Origin of the sequence: Phyllobacterium sp. P30BS-XVII (assembly GCF_014138335.1) — a bacterium.
GTDB lineage: Bacteria > Pseudomonadota > Alphaproteobacteria > Rhizobiales > Rhizobiaceae > Phyllobacterium > Phyllobacterium meliloti.
In genome coordinates, this window is record NZ_JACGXO010000005.1 from 341,812 (window position 1) to 359,630 (window position 17,819).

Below are 17,819 nucleotides of genomic sequence, written 5' to 3' on the forward strand. Positions count from 1 at the left end.
ATTAATATGAGGAATACTCACATTTGCAATAAGTGATAAATCCTCATATTCTGCAAGTCAAGCGGAATTTATGAGAGTCGGAGACGCTGCCAATGAATGAGATCGCACCCCTTGTGTCGGTGTCGGGTGACAAGGATGCCGCCATGCGCAAGGAACCGACCCAGCGCCGCAGCAAGGAGAGGGTGGAGCGCATTCTTTCCTGTGCCTCGACGCTGATCGCGGACAATGGCAGCGATGCCATGCGCATGAGCGACGTGGCTGAGAAAGCGGGGATATCGATCGGCTCGCTCTACCAGTACTTTCCGGACAAGGGATCAATCATCCGCACCCTTGCCGATCGGTACAATGCACTGGGGCGCGAATGCATTGCTGATACGCTGAAAAATGTTCATGATATGAACGGTTTACAGGCGTCTTTTGCGGAATTGATTGATATTTATTATGCGCTGTTTCTTGCCGAACCGGTTATGCGCGACATCTGGTCGGGCACGCAGGCGGACAAGGCGCTGCGCGATATCGATCTGCTCGATAGCCGCCTGAACGGTGCTGTGCTGGCCGACGCGCGAGCCCGCGTCGATCCGGCTGCGGACAGGGCTTTTCTAGAAAATTCAAGCTTTCTGATCATGCATTTGGGCCAGGCAACGATGCACCTTGCGATTTCCGTCGACCCTGCGGAAGGCGCTGCGCTGGTCGACGGTTTCAAACGCATGGTGCTCAGGGAGATGCTGGCAGCTTAAGGCAAAGTTATGATGGTCGCTTTGCCGGGTTCGGTCTTGATTGTCATGCCTGCCGAAGTGATGACGGAACGAGTGAGGTCCGGCGTTGGTCTGCCAGTCTTGATGAAACTCAGAATATCGGTCGCGACCTGATCGGGCGCATCCCATTGCACATTATGGCCGATATCGGTTTCCTGCGCACCGGATGCTGGCAGGGGGTCGACACCATATTGCTTCCAGATTGCCACGACACCGTTCGCGGATGCTGCCTTGCGTAATACGTCGATGATGCCGATCTGGTCGGGTTCGTGATAAAAAATACTGTCCTGCGAGCCCCACAGAACAAGAATAGGTGTCTTGAGACTGGCAAGGCGGGCGGTGTTGTCAAAATCAAGCAGAGCGCTCGTCGCGCCAATCCACGTTCCCATTTTCACATTGGACGTTTCCGGAACAATAGCCTTGACCAGTGCTGGGTCCGCGACGGGATCAACATCCCAGTTTTTGGCTATCCATTCCTCAGCATTGGGGTCTGCATCGCGCGGCGTTGCATTCCAGATCGCTTCGGGGCTGGTAATCCCCTTGGCGTCGAGTGCTTTTTTCCAACTGCCAAGCACCGGTTCATTGAGCACATAATCCCGGACAACGGAATTGTCTTTGGTCTTGTTGCTGGTGGCAACAAGGATCACACGCTCAACCTTGTCAGGATAATCGAGTGCCATTTCCTGCGATACGATCGATCCCATGGAATGACCGGCTATTGTTGCTTTTGGAATCTTCAGGCTTTCCATGAAAGCCGCGAGATCGTCGGCGAAGAGTTTAGGTGCAAAACAGGTTTTCGGGTCTTTGGGGCATTCCGCGCCTGCTGGCATTGAGGTTGAACCGTGGCCGCGTTGGTCAACCGCAAGAATGTGCAGGGAGGGATCGAGCCTGTGAAGGCTTGCCATAGTGGCAGACCAGGAGCGCGCTGTGTCGGTCAACCCGTGCAACAGGATGACGGCTTTTCCATCTGAAGGACCGGTCTCAACATAGGCCATACGAATGCCTGTCTTCAGTTCGATCGTGCATTTGCCGGTGTCAATGCTGGAACAGGCGGCATTTGCTGCTTCGGGCAATGTTGAGAGGCCCAGAATTGCCAGTGCTGGAACGAGCCATCTGTGGTGTGCCATTCAGTGCCTCCGTTGCGATAATGCTTCCCAGCATCAAGCTAACAGCCCGGCATTGGGTCCGTTAAGTTCGCACCGCCGTTGGTTGGCCTGTTTGCGTCCGATGCGAAGGCGCTTTGCGGTTGCATCGTTTTCCAGTCAGGTGAGCGACGAACTAACGGGAACTAAGCGCGGCTGCCAGTTCATCGACGGTACACAGGATCGAGTCGCCCATATAGGCCATGTTGGCCATCGACCGATCCGCCGCATCCGCATGGCCGCCGCCGCAGGCATCGGTGAGGATAACCGGAATGAAGCCGAGATCGGCACCATGGCGCACCGTCGGATCAATGCCGATTTCCGTGGCAATACCGCAGATGATAAAGCTTTTCAGGCCGCAATCGCGCAAGGCAATGGCAAGCGGTGTGCCTTCAAAGGCTGAGAAGGTGATTTTGTCGAGAATGGCTTCATCCTCGCGCACCGCCAATTCCGGGGCAAGCGCAAAGCCGGGGCTGTCACGCAGGAACCATGGTTCGACGTCTTCGGGCGATGTTTTGCGCTGCCAGGCCATCATCTGTTTCAGTTGGAATATCCCGGCCATTTTCTTTGGCAGCGACATATGGCGCATGAAGAAGATGCGGATGCCAGCGGAGCGGGCGATTTCGACGGTTTGCACCACCTTGTCCAGTATGGCAGCGCCATCCTTCATCTGGTGCAATATTCCCACCTGCATATCGTAAACAACAAGCGCCGTTGTTTCGGGGCTTACGGTTTCAGCAAGGGTTTCAGGGATGGCGAGACCGTAGATATTTTGCATGGATGTCCTCCGAATATATGTCAGGCGATCCTCTCCCGATCACCGCTCCCGGGAATCAACGGTATCACCATGGGCCCGGAAAAACAGGCCGATGCGCGGCATTTCCTCAAACGTGATGCTTCCATATTGAGAAACACTTGCCTCACGGGGCTGTTTCGATTAGCCAATAGACAGATAAATTTAGCCAGGAATTGCAGTCCAGCATGACTCTCGTTGATACCCGCACACCCGAACCCAAGCGTTTCATTTCCGGTGCCACAGGCGACTGGGAAATCGTCATCGGCATGGAAGTCCATGCGCAGGTCACGTCCAATTCGAAACTCTTCTCCGGTGCTTCGACGACCTTTGGTGCTGAACCCAATGAGAACGTCTCGCTTGTTGATGCCGCCATGCCGGGCATGCTGCCTGTCATCAATGAATGGTGCGTGCGTCAGGCGATTCGGACCGGTCTTGGTTTGAAGGCACAGATCAACCTGAAATCCGTGTTTGACCGGAAGAACTATTTTTATCCTGACTTGCCGCAGGGTTATCAGATTTCCCAGTTCAAGCAGCCGATTGTCGGCGAAGGCACGATGCTCATCTCGGTTGGTCCTGACAATAAGGGCCAGTTTGAAGATGTTGAAATTGGCATTGAGCGCCTGCATCTGGAACAGGATGCCGGCAAGTCGCTGCACGACCAGAACCCGACCATGTCCTATGTGGACCTCAACCGTTCAGGCGTGGCGCTGATGGAAATCGTCTCCAAGCCGGATATGCGCTCGGCCGACGAAGCCAAGGCATACCTGACCAAGATGCGCACCATCGTGCGTTATCTCGGCACCTGTGATGGCAACATGGATGAAGGCTCGATGCGCGCTGACGTCAACGTCTCCGTGCGTAAGCCCGGCGGCGAATTCGGCACGCGCTGCGAGATCAAAAACGTCAACTCCATCCGCTTTGCCGGTCAGGCAATTGACTATGAAGCGCGTCGCCAGATTGCCATTCTGGAAGATGGTGGATCAATTGAGCAGGAAACACGGCTGTTTGACCCCGTGAAGGGCGAAACACGCTCCATGCGCACCAAAGAAGAGGCGCATGACTATCGCTATTTCCCCGATCCGGACCTTCTGCCGCTGGAATTCGAGCAGTCCTATGTGGATGAGCTGCGGGCTGACCTTCCAGAATTGCCTGATGACAAGAAAGCGCGCCTCGTTTCAGCGCTTGGCCTTTCGGTCTATGACGCCTCCATTCTTGTGACGGAAAAGGCGATTGCCGATTATTTCGAAACGGTGGCTGCAGGGCGCGATGGCAAGCTTGCGGCAAACTGGGTGATCAATGATCTGCTCGGCGCGTTGAACAAGGCGGGCAAGGGGATTGAAGAATCTCCCGTATCGGCGGATCAGCTGGGCGGGATTATTGACCTGATCAAGGAAGGCACCATTTCAGGCAAGATCGCCAAGGACCTGTTCGAGCTTGTCTGGAACGAAGGCGGCGATCCGCGCAAACTGGTTGAAGAGCGCGGCATGAAGCAGGTGACTGACACCGGCGCCATTGAAAAAGCCGTGGATGATGTCATTGCTGCGAATCCTGATAAGGTCGAGCAGGCAAAGGCAAAACCAACCATGGCTGGCTGGTTTGTCGGACAGGTGATGAAGTCTACTGGTGGCAAGGCAAATCCGCAGGCTGTCAGCGATCTGGTCAAGGCAAAACTCGGGATTATCGATTAGAGCCTTTTCCGACCATATTGATCCATTCTGACGGAGGCATGTTGCGACAAGATCAAGCAAAGACAGGAAGACCCGCACTCTTCGTGCGGGAGAGTGGCTTTGCGCCGGGATTGGCGCAACGAGGCCCGTCCCTTCGGGTTTCCGGCTGGCGGACACCCGCTTTGTCAGGTGGCTTCGTCCGATGAACCACATCGATCTCGCCACCTTCCGCGCGGATTGTCTCGCCATCCGAGAAACAGAATGAACCAATATGGTTGGAGAAGGCTCTAAGAATGTGGATTCGAAGCGCGACGAAGGATGATCTGCCAACTGTCCGTGATTTGCTCGTAGAGACCTGGCATGCGACTTACGACGATGTTTACGGCGTCGAAAAGGTCAATGCAGTCACCAATCGCTACCACTCGCTGGATGCATTGAAAAAGCAGCTGGCGAAACCCTATTCGGAGTTCATTCTTGCCGATGACGGGGCTGATCTTTTTGGCATGGCCTATGCCTCGCAAAAAGATCACAAGCTGGCACTGCTCAACCAGCTCTATGTGCATCCGGAAAAGCAGAGCAACGGCGTGGGTTCGCTGCTTCTGGCGGAAGTGGAAAGCGCTTTCCCCGGCGTGTTCATGCTGCAGCTTGAAGTTATCGAATCAAATCAAAAGGCTCGGCGCTTTTATGAAAGCCGTGGATTCGATTTGACCGGCGCACGAACAGACAATTGGGGTGAAGCCAATTCCGGTATTTCCGTGCTGGTCATGGAAAAATCCCTGTCCGGATATGAGCTTGCACCGTGACATTGATTTTTCGCCGCGCCGAGCGTGCGGATTTGCCCGCTTTGATTGCGATCTTTGCCGAGGATTTGCTGGGTGGGCATGGCGACACGACTGATCCTGAAGCTTTCCCGCGTTATGAGCGTGCCTTCGACCAGATTGAAGCCAGCAACAGCGATCAGCTGATTGTTGGTGTTCTTGACGGTGAAGTGGTTGCCACAGCGCAGGTGACATTCACAACAACCTTGCCCAGCATTGGCACGACCAACATGACCATTGGTGCAGTGCAGACCCGCAGCGATATGCGCGGGCAGGGTGTTGGTGGCAAGCTGATCAATCATTGCATTGCGCTGGGCAAAGAGCGTGGCGTGGGGCTGATCCAGCTGATGTCAAATGCAAAGCGCGTTGATGCGCATCGCTTCTATGAAAGGCTTGGCTTCAAGAAGAGCCATGCCGGTTTCAAAATGGTTGTTGATGCAGGGCCAGCGGCAACTTGACCCTTGCTATCGCCTGACGATACGGCCATAACCCGAAGAGTTGAACGAGAGAGTTCGAAGCAGGATTGCTATGAAGACCTTCCTTTTACAGTTTTTCACCTGGTGGAACAGTCAGACGATCGGTACACGCGTCTTTACGTGGCGCAAAGGTACGAAAGTCGGTGAGGACGAGTTCGGCAATGTCTATTATGAAGGCACGCAGGACTCCGAAGGCCGCACGCGCCGCTGGGTGATCTACAAGGGTTATTCGGAAGCATCAGCCATTCCGGCTGGCTGGCACGGCTGGATTCATCATCGCGCTGAAACAGCGCCATCGCGTGAAGATTACAAGCCATATGCATGGGAAAAGGCGCATCAGCCCAATCTGACCGGTTCTGCTGCCGCCTATCGTCCAAAAGGCTCCATTGCCCATGGCGACAACCGTCCGACAGTTACGGGCGACTATGATGCGTGGACACCGGGAAGCTGAGCGGATTTTCTTCTGCCACAATTGGTGATTATCGACGGGTTGGTATGAGACCGTCCCGTCAGCCTGAACATAGCCGGAATTGAAATGATCCGTTCCCACTTGTCCTTTCTGTTCCAGAACAAAATGCGCATCTTCGCTGCCGGTTTGACCGCAGCCGCCGCGTTTTCGCCAGCCCATGCGGCCGACGACAAGATTTCCAATCCGATTGCCGTTTTCTCCGGGCTCGACAAGATCACCGGTCGAATCACATCGTTTGACGTTTATATCGATGAAACGGTTCAGTTCGGCGCGCTGCAACTCACCCCGCGCGTTTGCTATACGCGTCCGGATACGGAAACGCCGAAGACGGATACGTTCGTTGAAGTGGACGAAATTACGCTTGATCGCAAGATCCGCAAGATTTTCTCCGGCTGGATGTTTGCCGATAGCCCCGGTCTCAACGCCGTTGAGCACCCTGTGTATGATGTCTGGCTAAAGGGCTGCAAACAGTCCTCGGATGTGCCCGCTCCAGCCAAGAGCTGAGTTCACTATTTTCCCGCTGAGGGCTTTATACCCCCCGGTAGCCCGACAGGGCGGAGGGGGTGAAACTCGGGAACTATGTATATAAAACGGATAAAACCGTGACCCCGGCACGAAAGCACCGGGATCACTTGGTGTGTAAACCTACATCGGCTTGGCGAAGTTGATGATCCACGGTGTACCGTAGCGATCCACCAGCATACCGAACCGTGTGGCCCATGATGTTTCGCCAATGGGTGCTGTCACGCGGGCGCCGTCGCTGAGACCGGCAAAGATGCGCTCAGCTTCTTCGGCACTGTCCGGATGCAGCGCGACGTGCATTCCCTGCGCCTTTTCAAAATAGGGCGGCGGTGCATCGGAGCCCATCAATTCGGCGTTCCCGACGGTCATATGCACATGCATGACCAGATTTTCCGCTCCCGGCATTCCAGCACCTTCGGGCATATCGCCAAAACGGGCGATATACTGAATCTGGCCGTTCAGAACCTTTTCGTAGAACTTGAATGCTTCTTCGCATTGTCCGTCAAAATTCAGATAAGCATTGATTTTCATAACAGCTTTCCTCTCCTGTGTTGGGGCTTCCAACTCAAGGACGTTTGGAAAACCGCCAACCCGACACTGCCTGTAAAAATATCTTTCGTTGCTCTGCTCTCAGGCAGTTTCAACGAAAAGGACAATACTTCATATTTTTACGAAGACTATGACGGCTCAAAACTCTGCTGACTGTGACAATGCGTTGTCGAGCATCTTTTGATACTGACGCCGGGGCACTTCAACCGCGCCAAAACTTTCCAGATGGGTGGTGGTGAACTGGGTGTCGAGCAGGGTAAAACCCTTTTCAATCAAATGGCTGACCAGATGAACGAGGCAGACTTTCGACGCATCGCGCTCACGCGAAAACATGCTTTCACCGAAAAATGCTGATCCCAGTGAAATGCCATAAAGGCCGCCGACGAGCCTGCTCTCCTGCCATGCCTCAACCGTGTGGCAGTGACCAAACTCGAACAGCTTGCCATAGGCTTGCCGGATCGGCTGGTTGATCCATGTACGGGCGCGTTCACCGCTGCCGCTGGCACAACCATCAATAACGCCCTCAAAGTCCGTATCGAAACGGATATCAAAACGGCCCTGACGGATGGTCTTGCGCAGGCTGTGCGAGACGTGAAAGTTTTCAAAGGGAATAATGCCGCGCTTTTCCGGACGAACCCAGAAAATTTCCGGATCGTCCGCCTCTTCGGCCATGGGAAAGACCCCGGTTGCATAGGCGCGCAGCAACAACTCGGGGTCTATTTGGAAGCTTTCTGCCGGGTCTTTACCCGTCATGCCTCATCTTCGGCAGTTTTCGCATCGCCAGCCAGATATTTTTCCAGCCAATGGATATCGTAATCACCATTGGCAATATCAGGATTATTGATCAGATCCTGAAACAGCGGCAGCGTGGTCTTGATACCATCCACCACGAATTCATCCAGAGCACGGCGCAGACGCATCAGGCATTCCACGCGATTGCGGCCATGCACGATCAGCTTGCCGATGAGGCTGTCATAGTAGGGCGGAATCTTGTAGCCGGTGTAGACGCCGGAATCGACACGAATGCCCAGACCGCCGGGCGTGTGATAATGGGTGATCTTGCCGGGCGAGGGTGCGAACGTCCGGGGATCTTCCGCATTGATGCGGCATTCAATGGCATGGCCATGGAAGCGGATATCGTCCTGTGTGACCGAAAGACCGCCGCCCGAAGCAACACGGATCTGCTCGTGTACGAGATCGATGCCGGTGATGGCTTCGGTAACAGGGTGTTCGACCTGAAGACGGGTGTTCATCTCGATGAAATAGAACTCGCCATTCTCGTAAAGGAACTCGATCGTGCCCGCACCGCGATAGCCCATATCGGCCATGGCATTGGCGCAGATCATGCCAATACGCTCGCGCGCATCCGCATTGAGCGCCGGTGAGTTGGCTTCTTCCCAAACCTTCTGGTGGCGGCGCTGCAGCGAGCAGTCGCGTTCGCCCAGATGCACAGCCTTGCCCATACCGTCGCCCATGACCTGAACTTCGATATGGCGTGGCTTCTGCAGGTATTTTTCGATGTAAACAGCATCGTCACCAAAGGCAGCACCAGCTTCCGTGCGGGCCGTTGACAGAGCGACGGACAGTTCGTCTTCGCTGAGTGCAACCTTCATGCCGCGTCCGCCACCGCCAGCCGAAGCCTTGATGATAACGGGGTAGCCGATTTCTGCAGCAATGCGCGCTGCTTCCTTATCGTCGGTCACGCCGCCATCGGAGCCGGGAACAACCGGAATGCCCAGACGCTTTGCGGTGCGCTTGGCTTCGATCTTGTCACCCATGATGCGGATATGCGCGGCGGTGGGACCAATGAAGGTGATGTTGTGGGCTTCGAGGATTTCCGCGAACTTGGCGTTTTCCGACAGGAAGCCGTAGCCGGGGTGGATGGCATCGGCGCCGGTGATTTCGCAGGCGGCAACGATCTGGTGAATATTCAGATAGCTATCGCGCGAAGGGGGCGGTCCAATGCAGACGCTTTCATCCGCAAGACGTACATGCATGGCGTCGGCATCAGCGGTCGAATGAACCGCGACAGTCTGAATGCCCAGCTCCTTGCAGGCGCGCAGAACGCGCAGGGCAATTTCGCCGCGATTGGCTATGAGAATTTTCTGAAACATCACGCTCTCGATTTATTCGATCACAACTAGCAATTCGCCATATTCAACCGGCTGGCTATCTTCGATGAGAATGGCCGTAACGGTACCGGCGCGAGGCGATGGAATCTGGTTCATCGTCTTCATCGCTTCGATGATCATCAGCGTCTGGCCTTCCTTGACCTTGGTGCCAACCTCGATAAAGGCGCGGGCACCCGGCGCTGGGGAAAGGTAGGCTGTGCCGACCATGGGCGAAGGAACGGCGTTCTTCGATGGATCACCAGCGGGCTTGGCTGCCTCAATGGGCGATGCGGCGGCAACCGGTGCGGCGGCAGGTGCCTGCGCATAGACGGCTTGCGGCGCGGCGGCCTGCATTGTGATCTGGCGCGATACGCGGATACGAAGGTCGCCCTGTTCGATCTCGATGTCGGTGAGATCCGTCTCGTTCAGAATTTCTGCGAGATCGCGGATCATGACCTTGTCGATCCCGGTGTTTCTGCTAGCCATGCTTTTTCAAGCCCCTTATTTCTGTTCGGCAACCCTTGTTACTGCGGTGCCGCTGCTTTGACGAGTGCGCGCAGGCCCATCACATAGCCGTCCACCCCAAAGCCACATATCACCCCTTTGGCCAAAGGGGAAACGTAGGAGTGATGGCGGAATGACTCGCGCGCGTGAATATTGGACAGATGAACTTCCACCAGCGTGACGGCGGCCGCGCGGATGGCATCATGCAATGCGATTGATGTATGCGTATAGGCAGCCGGATTGATCAGGATGGCGGCTTTTTTCTCGCCTGCTTCCTGAATCCATGTGACCAGATCACCCTCATGATTGGACTGGCGAAACTCGATCTCAACGCCGAGTTTTTCACCCTCGGAGCGGCAGAGCGCCTCGATGTCGCTCAATGTGGAAGCGCCATAGATTCCCGGCTCACGCTTTCCCAGCATGTTCAGGTTCGGGCCATTGAGGACAAAGATCAGCTGTTTCATACCATACCGGACATATTGACGGGTTTCGGGACCCGATGACGGGTCCCATATAAACGGCTTATCGGCAAGCGAAAAGCCTGCAAAGTCACTTGATTGCTTGTCCACAACGGGTTTTTGCAATCATTGGCATATGAACAGCGCTATTTGTTGCGAATATGGCTGATTTTTTCAGCCAGAGCATCCGCTCCAAGGGCGCCGGGAACCACTTCGTTACCGATGATATAGGACGGCGTGCCATTGATGTTCAGGCTATTGGCAAGGTCATAATTCTGCTGGAATGCCTGAGCGATTTCAGGTGACTTCATCTTTTCGCGGATCTGCTTTTCGTTGCCGCCAAGCTTGATGGCGATCTGCATGGCGGAATCCTCAGTCGCGCGGCCATCACGGCCAAGCAGGTCACGGTGGAATTCCAGATATTTTTCAGGCATCAGCGCCTTGAAGGCCTTCGCCACGATGTGCGCGCGGGTGGAATCGGCGCCGAGGATCGGGAATTCCTTCATCACGAAGCGCAGATTCTTGTCGCTCTTCAACAGCGCATCCATGTCGGGCAGGGCGCGTTTGCAATAGCCGCAATTGTAATCGAAGAACTCAACCACCGTGACGTCGCCCTTGGGATTACCAAAGACTGCATCGGCAGGCGAATTGAAAAGCTTGTCGCTGTTCTGGCTGATGATCTGTCCCTGCGCCTGCTGCTGCGTCGCTTCCTGCTTGGCAGTGAGAGCCGCCTGCGCTTCCAGCAGCACTTCCGGATTCTTGATCAGGTAATCCTTGATGATCGCTTCAATTTCAGCGCGATTGACGTTTGAAGACATGGCAGGCTGCGACGTGGCAGCGGTGCTGGTCTGGGCCAGAACAGCCTGTTGGCTGAAACCGAGCGCAACGAGGGCGGCGAGGCCTGCGGATGCACCTACCAGAGCGACTTTTTTCATATTGTCATGTCCTTGTTTGTATCGATGTCGGCAAAATGCAGTTTCAATCTGCTGATTTGCGCTTGGAGTTGATGATATCCTGGGCGCGAACCCAGTCCGGTGATCCATTGGGAAGGGCTCTTTGAGCCCGTATGGCAAAAATTTGCGCTTCCTGAATCTTGCCGGAGTAGTATTTTTGTTCCGCTGAAGCGAGGTCCGAGCGCGGACCATCGCCAAGCTGGCCATAGGCCTGAGCGAGATAACCGTATCCATCGGGGAATTCGCGGTCACGGTCGATACCGGCCTGAATTTCCTTGATCGACGCTTTCAGATTGGCAGGCGTGCCGCTGAGCATAAGCGCGCGGCCATAGCTCATCCGGATAAGGCTTGATTTGCGTGGGTCGAGGGCTCCGGCCTTTTTATAGGCCTCTGCCGCTTCCGTGACCTTGCTCTGTTTGAGCAGAATTTCGCCGCGCATTTCGTGGAAATATGGGTTTTTCGGCTGTTCGCGGATCAGCGCGTCGATTTTACCGAGCGCTTCCTGCGACGAACCGTTGAGATAGGTTGCAATTGCATTGCCATATCGCGCACCAATATTATTCGGGTCCTTGCGGAAGCTTTGCAGCACACTGGTACCACCGCCCGTATAGGCGGCAATCTTGCCGCGCATCAGGTCATGACGCTGCTGCAGGGCAGGACTATCAGCTTTGTCGAAATAGGGGCTGGCGCGGGCGAGTGTTTCCAGATTGGCGATGCGCTCGCGCGGCAGAGGGTGGCTGATGCGATAGGGGTCGGTGCGCGTGCCCGTCAATGACAGGGCGTTCGAGAAACGTTCAAACGTTACCAGCATGCCCTTGGCTGATTGCCCGGTATTGGCGAGGTATGTGATTGCGGACCGGTCTGCCGCCATTTCTTCCGTGCGTTGATAGCTGAGGAGGCTGCGCATGGCGACTTCCGTACCACCCATGGCAACACCGGCACCCGCCTGCGCAACGCTGCCCTGCTTGGTTGCAGCACCCGCAACGGCTGCACCAAGGCCAAGCAGCCCTGCGACAACGGCCATGGTCTTGGCGCGTGCCAATTGCTCACGCAACTGGAACTGATGGCCACCGGCCAGATGTCCGGTTTCATGGGCGAGAACGCCGATGATTTCATTGGGCGTTTCCGCCTGAAGCAGGGCGCCCGTATTGATGAAGATGCGGCGGCCATCGACAAATGCATTGAAACTGTTGTTGTTGACCAGAACGATGCGAATAGCGTGCTTGCCAAGACCAGCCGTATTGATGATCGGGGTGGCATAGTCGGTTACAAGCGCTTCGATTTCCGCATCGCGGACAATGGGCACGTTGGATTGTGCGGCGGCAATGTCAGTCTGAACGAGACTGATAGCTCCCGCGACCAATGCAGCACCTGCGCTGCGCGCCATGGCAGTGAACGATTGACGTGAAATGATCTGTCGAACTGTCATCATGGCTTATTCGTATCGAAGTCAGTCTCTTATTGAAAGAGAAGCAAATCGCGTTCCCTTAATTGTGAAAATGCAGATTAATCAGGCAAATCTGCGGCTTTCGTAGAGGATACAGGGAGTCTTGATAAAGAAGAACCGGCAATGATGCCGGTTCTTCAACTCAGTTATCCACGCGTTTTTGAGGCTCAGAAGAAACCCTTCTTCTGCCACCAGCCGCGTTTCGGCGACGCTTCACCGTCCTTCTTGTCCTTGGTCGAACTGGACGTGACGACGGGCGCAGCGTTTTCCACTTTTGGCTCAGGCTTTGGCGCAACAACGGGTTCCGGTGCAGCTTCAACCTCAACTGGCGTGCTTGCCGGTGCTTCCACTGCAACTACCTCCGCAACGGTTTCCTCGGCAACAGCCTTCTTGGCTGACTTGCGAGGGGCGCGTTTTGGCTTTGCCGGTGCTTCAGCCTCGACAGATACAACTTCCGCTACAGTTTCAGCAGGTTCAGCTCCAGCCTTGGCGCGCGGCTTGCGAGGCGCGCGCTTTGGCTTTGCTGGCGCTTCTTCCGCAGAAGCCGGTTCCGCATCCGCAACAACCTCAACGATTGTGCTTTCGACGAAAACAGCTTCTTCGACAGCAGTCGCTTTGGTTTCAACCGCGGCGGGCTTGCTGAAATCCGGCAGCGGAATGCTTACGAAAACAGGTTCCGCATCGGGTACGGACTTGGCGGCGATTTGATGATCCTCACCATCCTCCGGACGGCGATTCTTGCGACCGCCACGACGCCCACGCCGACGCTTCTTGCGGCGTTCGTTCTCTTCTTCGCGTGCCTTGGTAGCGGCGGCATCCTCGCCTTCAACAGCAGGAACATCCGCATCGTCACTGTCGGTATCACCGCGCACGGCCTGACCGGGCTCACCGGCAGCGACGTCCTGACGATCACGACCACCACGCCGACGACGCTTGCGCCGACGCTTGCGGGACGATTCGTCATTGTCACCAGCGCGGGTGGTTTCGCCGGGCTGTGCCTCGCTTTCGGCTTCATCGTCGATTTCTTCGATGACCGGATCAGTTTCGTCAAAATCATCGATAACGCCGAGAGCTGGTGTTTCGGCGAGCGGAACAATCGGACCAAGCGCAATGGAGCCCTTGTCGATGGCGAAATGATGGGCGCCCACGCTGTCATCCGCCTCGATGCTGATTGTCAGACCGAAACGGGTTTCGAGATCGGCAAGGTTCTGGCGCTTGTGGTTGAGAACATAAAGCGCCGTTGCCACAGTGGTGCGAACGATGATGTTATTCTGCGAATGGCGCAGCAGATATTCCTCGATCGAGCGCATGACATGCAGCGCAATCGACGAGGCAGAACGCACATGACCGGTACCGCCGCAATGCGCGCAGACCTGTGTCGTGCTTTCCAGAACACTGGCACGAATGCGCTGGCGCGACATTTCGAGGAGGCCGAAATGCGAGATGCGGCCAACCTGAATGCGGGCGCGATCGTCTTTCAGACAATCCTTCATCCGCTTTTCCACCGCACGGTTGTTGCGGTTTTCTTCCATGTCGATGAAATCGACAACGATCAGACCGGCAAGATCGCGCAGACGCAATTGCCGCGCAACTTCATCTGCCGCTTCAAGATTTGTCTGTAACGCGGTGTCTTCAATCGAATGTTCGCGTGTCGAGCGTCCGGAGTTGACGTCAATCGCCACCAGCGCTTCGGTCTGGTTGATGATGATATAGCCACCGGATTTCAGTGTGACCTGCGGCTGCAACATACGGTCGAGCTGTGCCTCGATACCATTGCGCGCAAAGATCGGCGTCAACTCGCGATAGGGCTGCACCACCTTGGCATGGCTCGGCATGAGCATGCGCATGAAGTCTTTTGCCTCGCGGTAGCCGTTTTCACCGGCCACGAGGATTTCCGTGATGTCCTTATTATAGAGATCGCGGATCGAGCGTTTGATCAGGCTGCCTTCCTCATAGACGAGGGTCGGCGCACTGGAGGCGAGGGTGAGGCTGCGGACATTCTCCCACAGGCGCATCAGATATTCGTAATCGCGCTTGACCTCAGGCTTGGTGCGCATGGCACCGGCGGTGCGCAGGATTACGCCCATGCCCTTGGGCACTTCAAGGTCCTTGACGATGTCCTTCAGGCGCTTGCGGTCCTGAATGCTGGTGATCTTGCGCGAAATGCCACCGCCACGGGCAGTGTTCGGCATCAGAACCGAATAGCGACCGGCAAGCGACAGATAAGTGGTCAGAGCCGCGCCCTTGTTGCCGCGTTCTTCCTTGACGACCTGCACCAGCAGAATCTGGCGGCGCTTGATAACGTCCTGAATGTTGTACTGGCGGCGCTGGAAGCGCTGATGCGTCGGAACTTCTTCCATGGCATCTTCGGCGCCGATGGAATCGACTTCGTCAAGCTCGTCATGCGGCTCTTCCTTGTCGTCCTGCGAGCGGCGCTTGGATTTGCGCGCGTGATTATCGCTCTCGTCAGCCTTTTCTTCGGAGTCGGTAGCTTCGTCTGACTCAACAATAATGGCTTCGGAAATGACATCAGCGTCTATGGCAGCAGCAAGGGTCTGACCGCCATTGTCCTCGGAAGAGGGGTTTTCGTCCGATCCGCTTTGTTCTGACGATTCGTGTGCGTCACCGGCTTCGCCTGCGGATGCGTTTTCTTCGTCAGCAGCATCAAGCTTGACCGTATCGTCACCCTGACGGGTGCCACGACGGCTGCGGCCACGGCGATTGCGCTGGCCGCGATCATTGCGATCCCGGCTGCGCTGTTCACCGGCAGCTTCCTCGTGGTCTTCGTCCTGGCTGGCTGCCTCGGCTTCCGCCTCGATCAGCGCCTGACGGTCTGCGACAGGAATCTGGTAGTAATCAGGATGGATTTCGCTGAACGCCAGAAAGCCATGGCGATTGCCGCCATATTCAACGAATGCTGCCTGAAGCGATGGTTCTACACGTGTGACACGCGCCAGATAGATATTGCCTTTGATCTGTTTCTTGTGTTCCGACTCAAAGTCAAATTCTTCAATTCGGTTGCCGCGAACCACGACAACGCGCGTTTCCTCCTGGTGGGAGGCGTCGATTAGCATTTTGTCCGACATTATAATTCTTCTCCCCGGCTAAAACGCTCAAAACGCGGTGCAACCGGGACGCCCGTAGGGGTGCCGGAGCCGCGTTTTCACATTTGCCGGATATATTAAGGTTCGCAGAAACAGACAGACACGGCATCACGCGGGGTTGCGTTTCAGCACCCGCGGCTTTCAAGCCGATTATAGTCACGTCTGTATCAAACATCTCTGTTCCTGACGAAACGACCTCACGAATGGCACGCCTTGAAGCAGTGCCGACACTTTAATACCCCCGAAAGGGCTGGCTCGACGCGCCTTGTCTGCGCTATCTGCCGTTCACAAAAAGCGCTGGCCGACATTTTCTGTCTGCTCACGCCAAATTCTTTTCCGGTTACCTACAGCGAAATTCGCCCTTGCTGCTCCATGTCTCTGTCTTCAGTGTCAGCAGGTCATTTGCCGTGACACGAAGGAGCCTGATTCCGGAGGGCAGGAAGTAACCCACCTTTGCTTTTAGGAGGTGTGTCGCGTTATGACAAGGCCTTCTTCATAATCGTGTCATCAGGGTGGCACAGAAGTGGCGGCCAGGATGGCGGGACAAGTCAGTTAATAAGACTAAATTAACCACGACGCGTTACCTATCATTCACATATAATGTGGCTAAAGCGATGTAACAATCGTGCTCCGTCTGATACGAAATAGCACCAGAGGGGATGATGTCTGGCGAATGCCGATGTCGATCTGCAATGAAATGAATGTGATCTGCCGGGTTTTTGCTACTGTCTTTTTGGGTTTGCTTGCGGTTGTGCAGGCGGGCGAGAGAGCCAGCGCTGCCAATGAACTTGCCGCCTTGACCTATCAGGCTGCAGGCGACGAGTTGCGGACCCGTGTTGTGATCAATTTCGATCGTGAACCCGAAGTGTCGACGCTGCTTTTGGACCAGCCGCACCGTCTGGTGATCGATCTGCCAAAAGCGGTGTTTGCCTTTGACAAGAAGTCGCTTGAACCGCGCGGCCTGATTGATGATGTGCGCTATGGCATGATCGATGATGCCCGTTCGCGGCTCATTTTCACGGTAAAAGGCCCATTCAGTGTGGAGCGGGTCGATGTCCTGAAGAACGATAACAGCCCCGGTTATCGCCTTGTGGCTGACCTTGTGGCGTCTTCTGACCGTCAGTTTGCCGAAGCCATCAAAAACCAGAATGCAACAACCGCTTCCACGCAGATGGCGCCAAAGGGTGATCGTCTTGCAAGTGCTGCGCCCAATGAGGTCAGCAAAGCGCCAAAACCATTCACGGTTGTGGTGGATGCGGGGCATGGCGGCATCGATAGTGGTGCGGAAAGCACCGGCGGTATCATGGAAAAGGACGTTACGCTGATGTTCGCGCGGGAACTGCGCGACCAGTTGCGCAAGATTCCCGGCCTGCGGATCGAAATGACGCGTGACAGTGACGAATTTCTGCGCCTGACCGAGCGGGTACGGATTGCCCGGCAATACGAAGCCGATCTGTTTATTTCTGTTCATGCCGATACGATCAACCAGCGCAGCATTCGCGGCGCAACTGTCTATACGGTTTCCGACAAGGCCTCCGACGCGGCATCGCGCGCCATGGCCGACCGTGAAAACAAGGCCGATGCGGTGGCGGGCGTGACCTTCGATAATGAGACGCCTGAGATCGCCGATATTCTGATGGACCTGACTCGGCGCGAGACGCACACATTCTCATTGAGCTTTGCCAAAGGCGTGGTGCGTGCGCTCAAGGGCGATGTAAACATGATCAACAATCCGCATCGCTTTGCCGGGTTCCAGGTGTTGCGCGCGCCGGATGTGCCTTCGGTGCTGGTGGAAATCGGCTACCTGTCCAATGAAGAAGATGCAAAACTGATGCAGGACCCCGCATGGCGCAGCCACGTGGCCGAGCGCCTTGCCACTGCCGTTGGTGAATTTTCCGGAAAAAAGACAGCGGGCGCACTGAACTGACAGTTTGCGACTGCCGGTTGAGTTGTAACGTTTAGTATATTCACGCGTGCGTTGCCGAAACTCCACAATTGGTATTTAAATTGTGCGCAGAACCGGGTTGTCCTTGCCTTTGTCACATTTG

The 17,819-nt window shown here is 55.5% G+C and carries 17 protein-coding genes; 7 read left to right on the plus strand and 10 right to left on the minus strand.

The features are described from left to right. Positions 1-92 precede the first annotated feature (92 nt). Entirely contained in the window at positions 93-737 is a 645-nt protein-coding gene (locus FHW17_RS16335; RefSeq protein WP_113096243.1) for a TetR/AcrR family transcriptional regulator, read from the plus strand. Here FHW17_RS16335 and FHW17_RS16340 read toward each other — a convergent pair. Both FHW17_RS16340 and FHW17_RS16345 read right to left on the minus strand, forming a co-directional pair. Next, positions 734-1,882 (minus strand): alpha/beta hydrolase, encoded by a 1,149-nt coding sequence (locus FHW17_RS16340; protein WP_182510335.1) that lies wholly within the window; start codon positions 1,880-1,882, stop codon positions 734-736. The two genes, FHW17_RS16335 and FHW17_RS16340, sit on opposite strands and share 4 nt — an antisense overlap. Positions 1,883-2,033: 151 nt before the next feature. Continuing rightward, positions 2,034-2,675, minus strand: a complete 642-nt coding sequence (locus FHW17_RS16345; protein ID WP_182510336.1) for a cysteine hydrolase — start codon at positions 2,673-2,675, stop codon at positions 2,034-2,036. A gap of 203 nt (positions 2,676-2,878) precedes the next feature. Here FHW17_RS16345 and gatB point away from each other — a divergent pair, with 203 nt between their 5' ends. From gatB to FHW17_RS16370, 5 genes are all read left to right on the plus strand, one after another. Continuing rightward, positions 2,879-4,381 carry an Asp-tRNA(Asn)/Glu-tRNA(Gln) amidotransferase subunit GatB gene (gene gatB, locus FHW17_RS16350; RefSeq protein ID WP_182510337.1) on the plus strand — a complete coding sequence of 501 codons (1,503 nt, stop codon included), beginning with the start codon at positions 2,879-2,881 and terminating at the stop codon, positions 4,379-4,381. Between the two features lie 272 nt (positions 4,382-4,653). Continuing rightward, positions 4,654-5,163 carry a GNAT family N-acetyltransferase gene (locus tag FHW17_RS16355; RefSeq protein ID WP_112524908.1) on the plus strand — a complete coding sequence of 170 codons (510 nt, stop codon included), beginning with the start codon at positions 4,654-4,656 and terminating at the stop codon, positions 5,161-5,163. Then, a complete protein-coding gene (locus tag FHW17_RS16360; RefSeq protein WP_182510338.1) occupies positions 5,160-5,636 on the plus strand; it encodes a GNAT family N-acetyltransferase in 477 nt (158 codons plus the stop codon). Before FHW17_RS16355 ends, FHW17_RS16360 begins: the two co-directional genes overlap by 4 nt. A gap of 70 nt (positions 5,637-5,706) precedes the next feature. Continuing rightward, positions 5,707-6,105 (plus strand): NADH:ubiquinone oxidoreductase subunit NDUFA12, encoded by a 399-nt coding sequence (locus tag FHW17_RS16365; RefSeq protein ID WP_112524912.1) that lies wholly within the window; start codon positions 5,707-5,709, stop codon positions 6,103-6,105. Between the two features lie 123 nt (positions 6,106-6,228). Then, a complete protein-coding gene (locus FHW17_RS16370) occupies positions 6,229-6,627 on the plus strand; it encodes a DUF2155 domain-containing protein (protein WP_112524962.1) in 399 nt (132 codons plus the stop codon). A gap of 141 nt (positions 6,628-6,768) precedes the next feature. Here FHW17_RS16370 and FHW17_RS16375 read toward each other — a convergent pair whose 3' ends face one another. The 8 genes from FHW17_RS16375 to FHW17_RS16410 form a co-directional block, all read right to left on the minus strand. Beyond that, positions 6,769-7,176 (minus strand): VOC family protein, encoded by a 408-nt coding sequence (locus tag FHW17_RS16375; protein WP_112524914.1) that lies wholly within the window; start codon positions 7,174-7,176, stop codon positions 6,769-6,771. A gap of 156 nt (positions 7,177-7,332) precedes the next feature. Then, a complete protein-coding gene (gene aat / locus FHW17_RS16380; RefSeq protein WP_281410750.1) occupies positions 7,333-7,902 on the minus strand; it encodes a leucyl/phenylalanyl-tRNA--protein transferase in 570 nt (189 codons plus the stop codon). Positions 7,903-7,943: 41 nt separating this feature from the next. Further along, a complete protein-coding gene (gene accC / locus FHW17_RS16385; RefSeq protein ID WP_112550993.1) occupies positions 7,944-9,308 on the minus strand; it encodes an acetyl-CoA carboxylase biotin carboxylase subunit in 1,365 nt (454 codons plus the stop codon). A gap of 12 nt (positions 9,309-9,320) precedes the next feature. Beyond that, positions 9,321-9,791 carry an acetyl-CoA carboxylase biotin carboxyl carrier protein gene (accB, locus tag FHW17_RS16390; protein ID WP_182510339.1) on the minus strand — a complete coding sequence of 157 codons (471 nt, stop codon included), beginning with the start codon at positions 9,789-9,791 and terminating at the stop codon, positions 9,321-9,323. A 38-nt stretch (positions 9,792-9,829) separates the two neighbouring features. Then, entirely contained in the window at positions 9,830-10,273 is a 444-nt protein-coding gene (aroQ, locus tag FHW17_RS16395; protein ID WP_182510375.1) for a type II 3-dehydroquinate dehydratase, read from the minus strand. Positions 10,274-10,413: 140 nt separating this feature from the next. Beyond that, positions 10,414-11,202, minus strand: coding sequence for a DsbA family protein (locus FHW17_RS16400; RefSeq protein ID WP_112524918.1), 789 nt, complete (start codon positions 11,200-11,202; stop codon positions 10,414-10,416). Between the two features lie 43 nt (positions 11,203-11,245). Next, positions 11,246-12,652: a M48 family metalloprotease gene (locus FHW17_RS16405; RefSeq protein WP_112524920.1), complete on the minus strand. Its 1,407-nt coding sequence runs from the start codon at positions 12,650-12,652 to the stop codon at positions 11,246-11,248. Positions 12,653-12,834: 182 nt separating this feature from the next. Further along, the gene (locus tag FHW17_RS16410) at positions 12,835-15,753 is read right to left on the minus strand and encodes a ribonuclease E/G (RefSeq protein WP_182510340.1); all 2,919 of its coding nucleotides are present in this window, start codon (positions 15,751-15,753) and stop codon (positions 12,835-12,837) included. Between the two features lie 697 nt (positions 15,754-16,450). On the opposite strand from FHW17_RS16410, the gene FHW17_RS16415 reads away from it, so the two are divergent. Further along, positions 16,451-17,698 carry an N-acetylmuramoyl-L-alanine amidase gene (locus tag FHW17_RS16415; RefSeq protein ID WP_246706864.1) on the plus strand — a complete coding sequence of 416 codons (1,248 nt, stop codon included), beginning with the start codon at positions 16,451-16,453 and terminating at the stop codon, positions 17,696-17,698. Positions 17,699-17,819 lie beyond the last annotated feature (121 nt).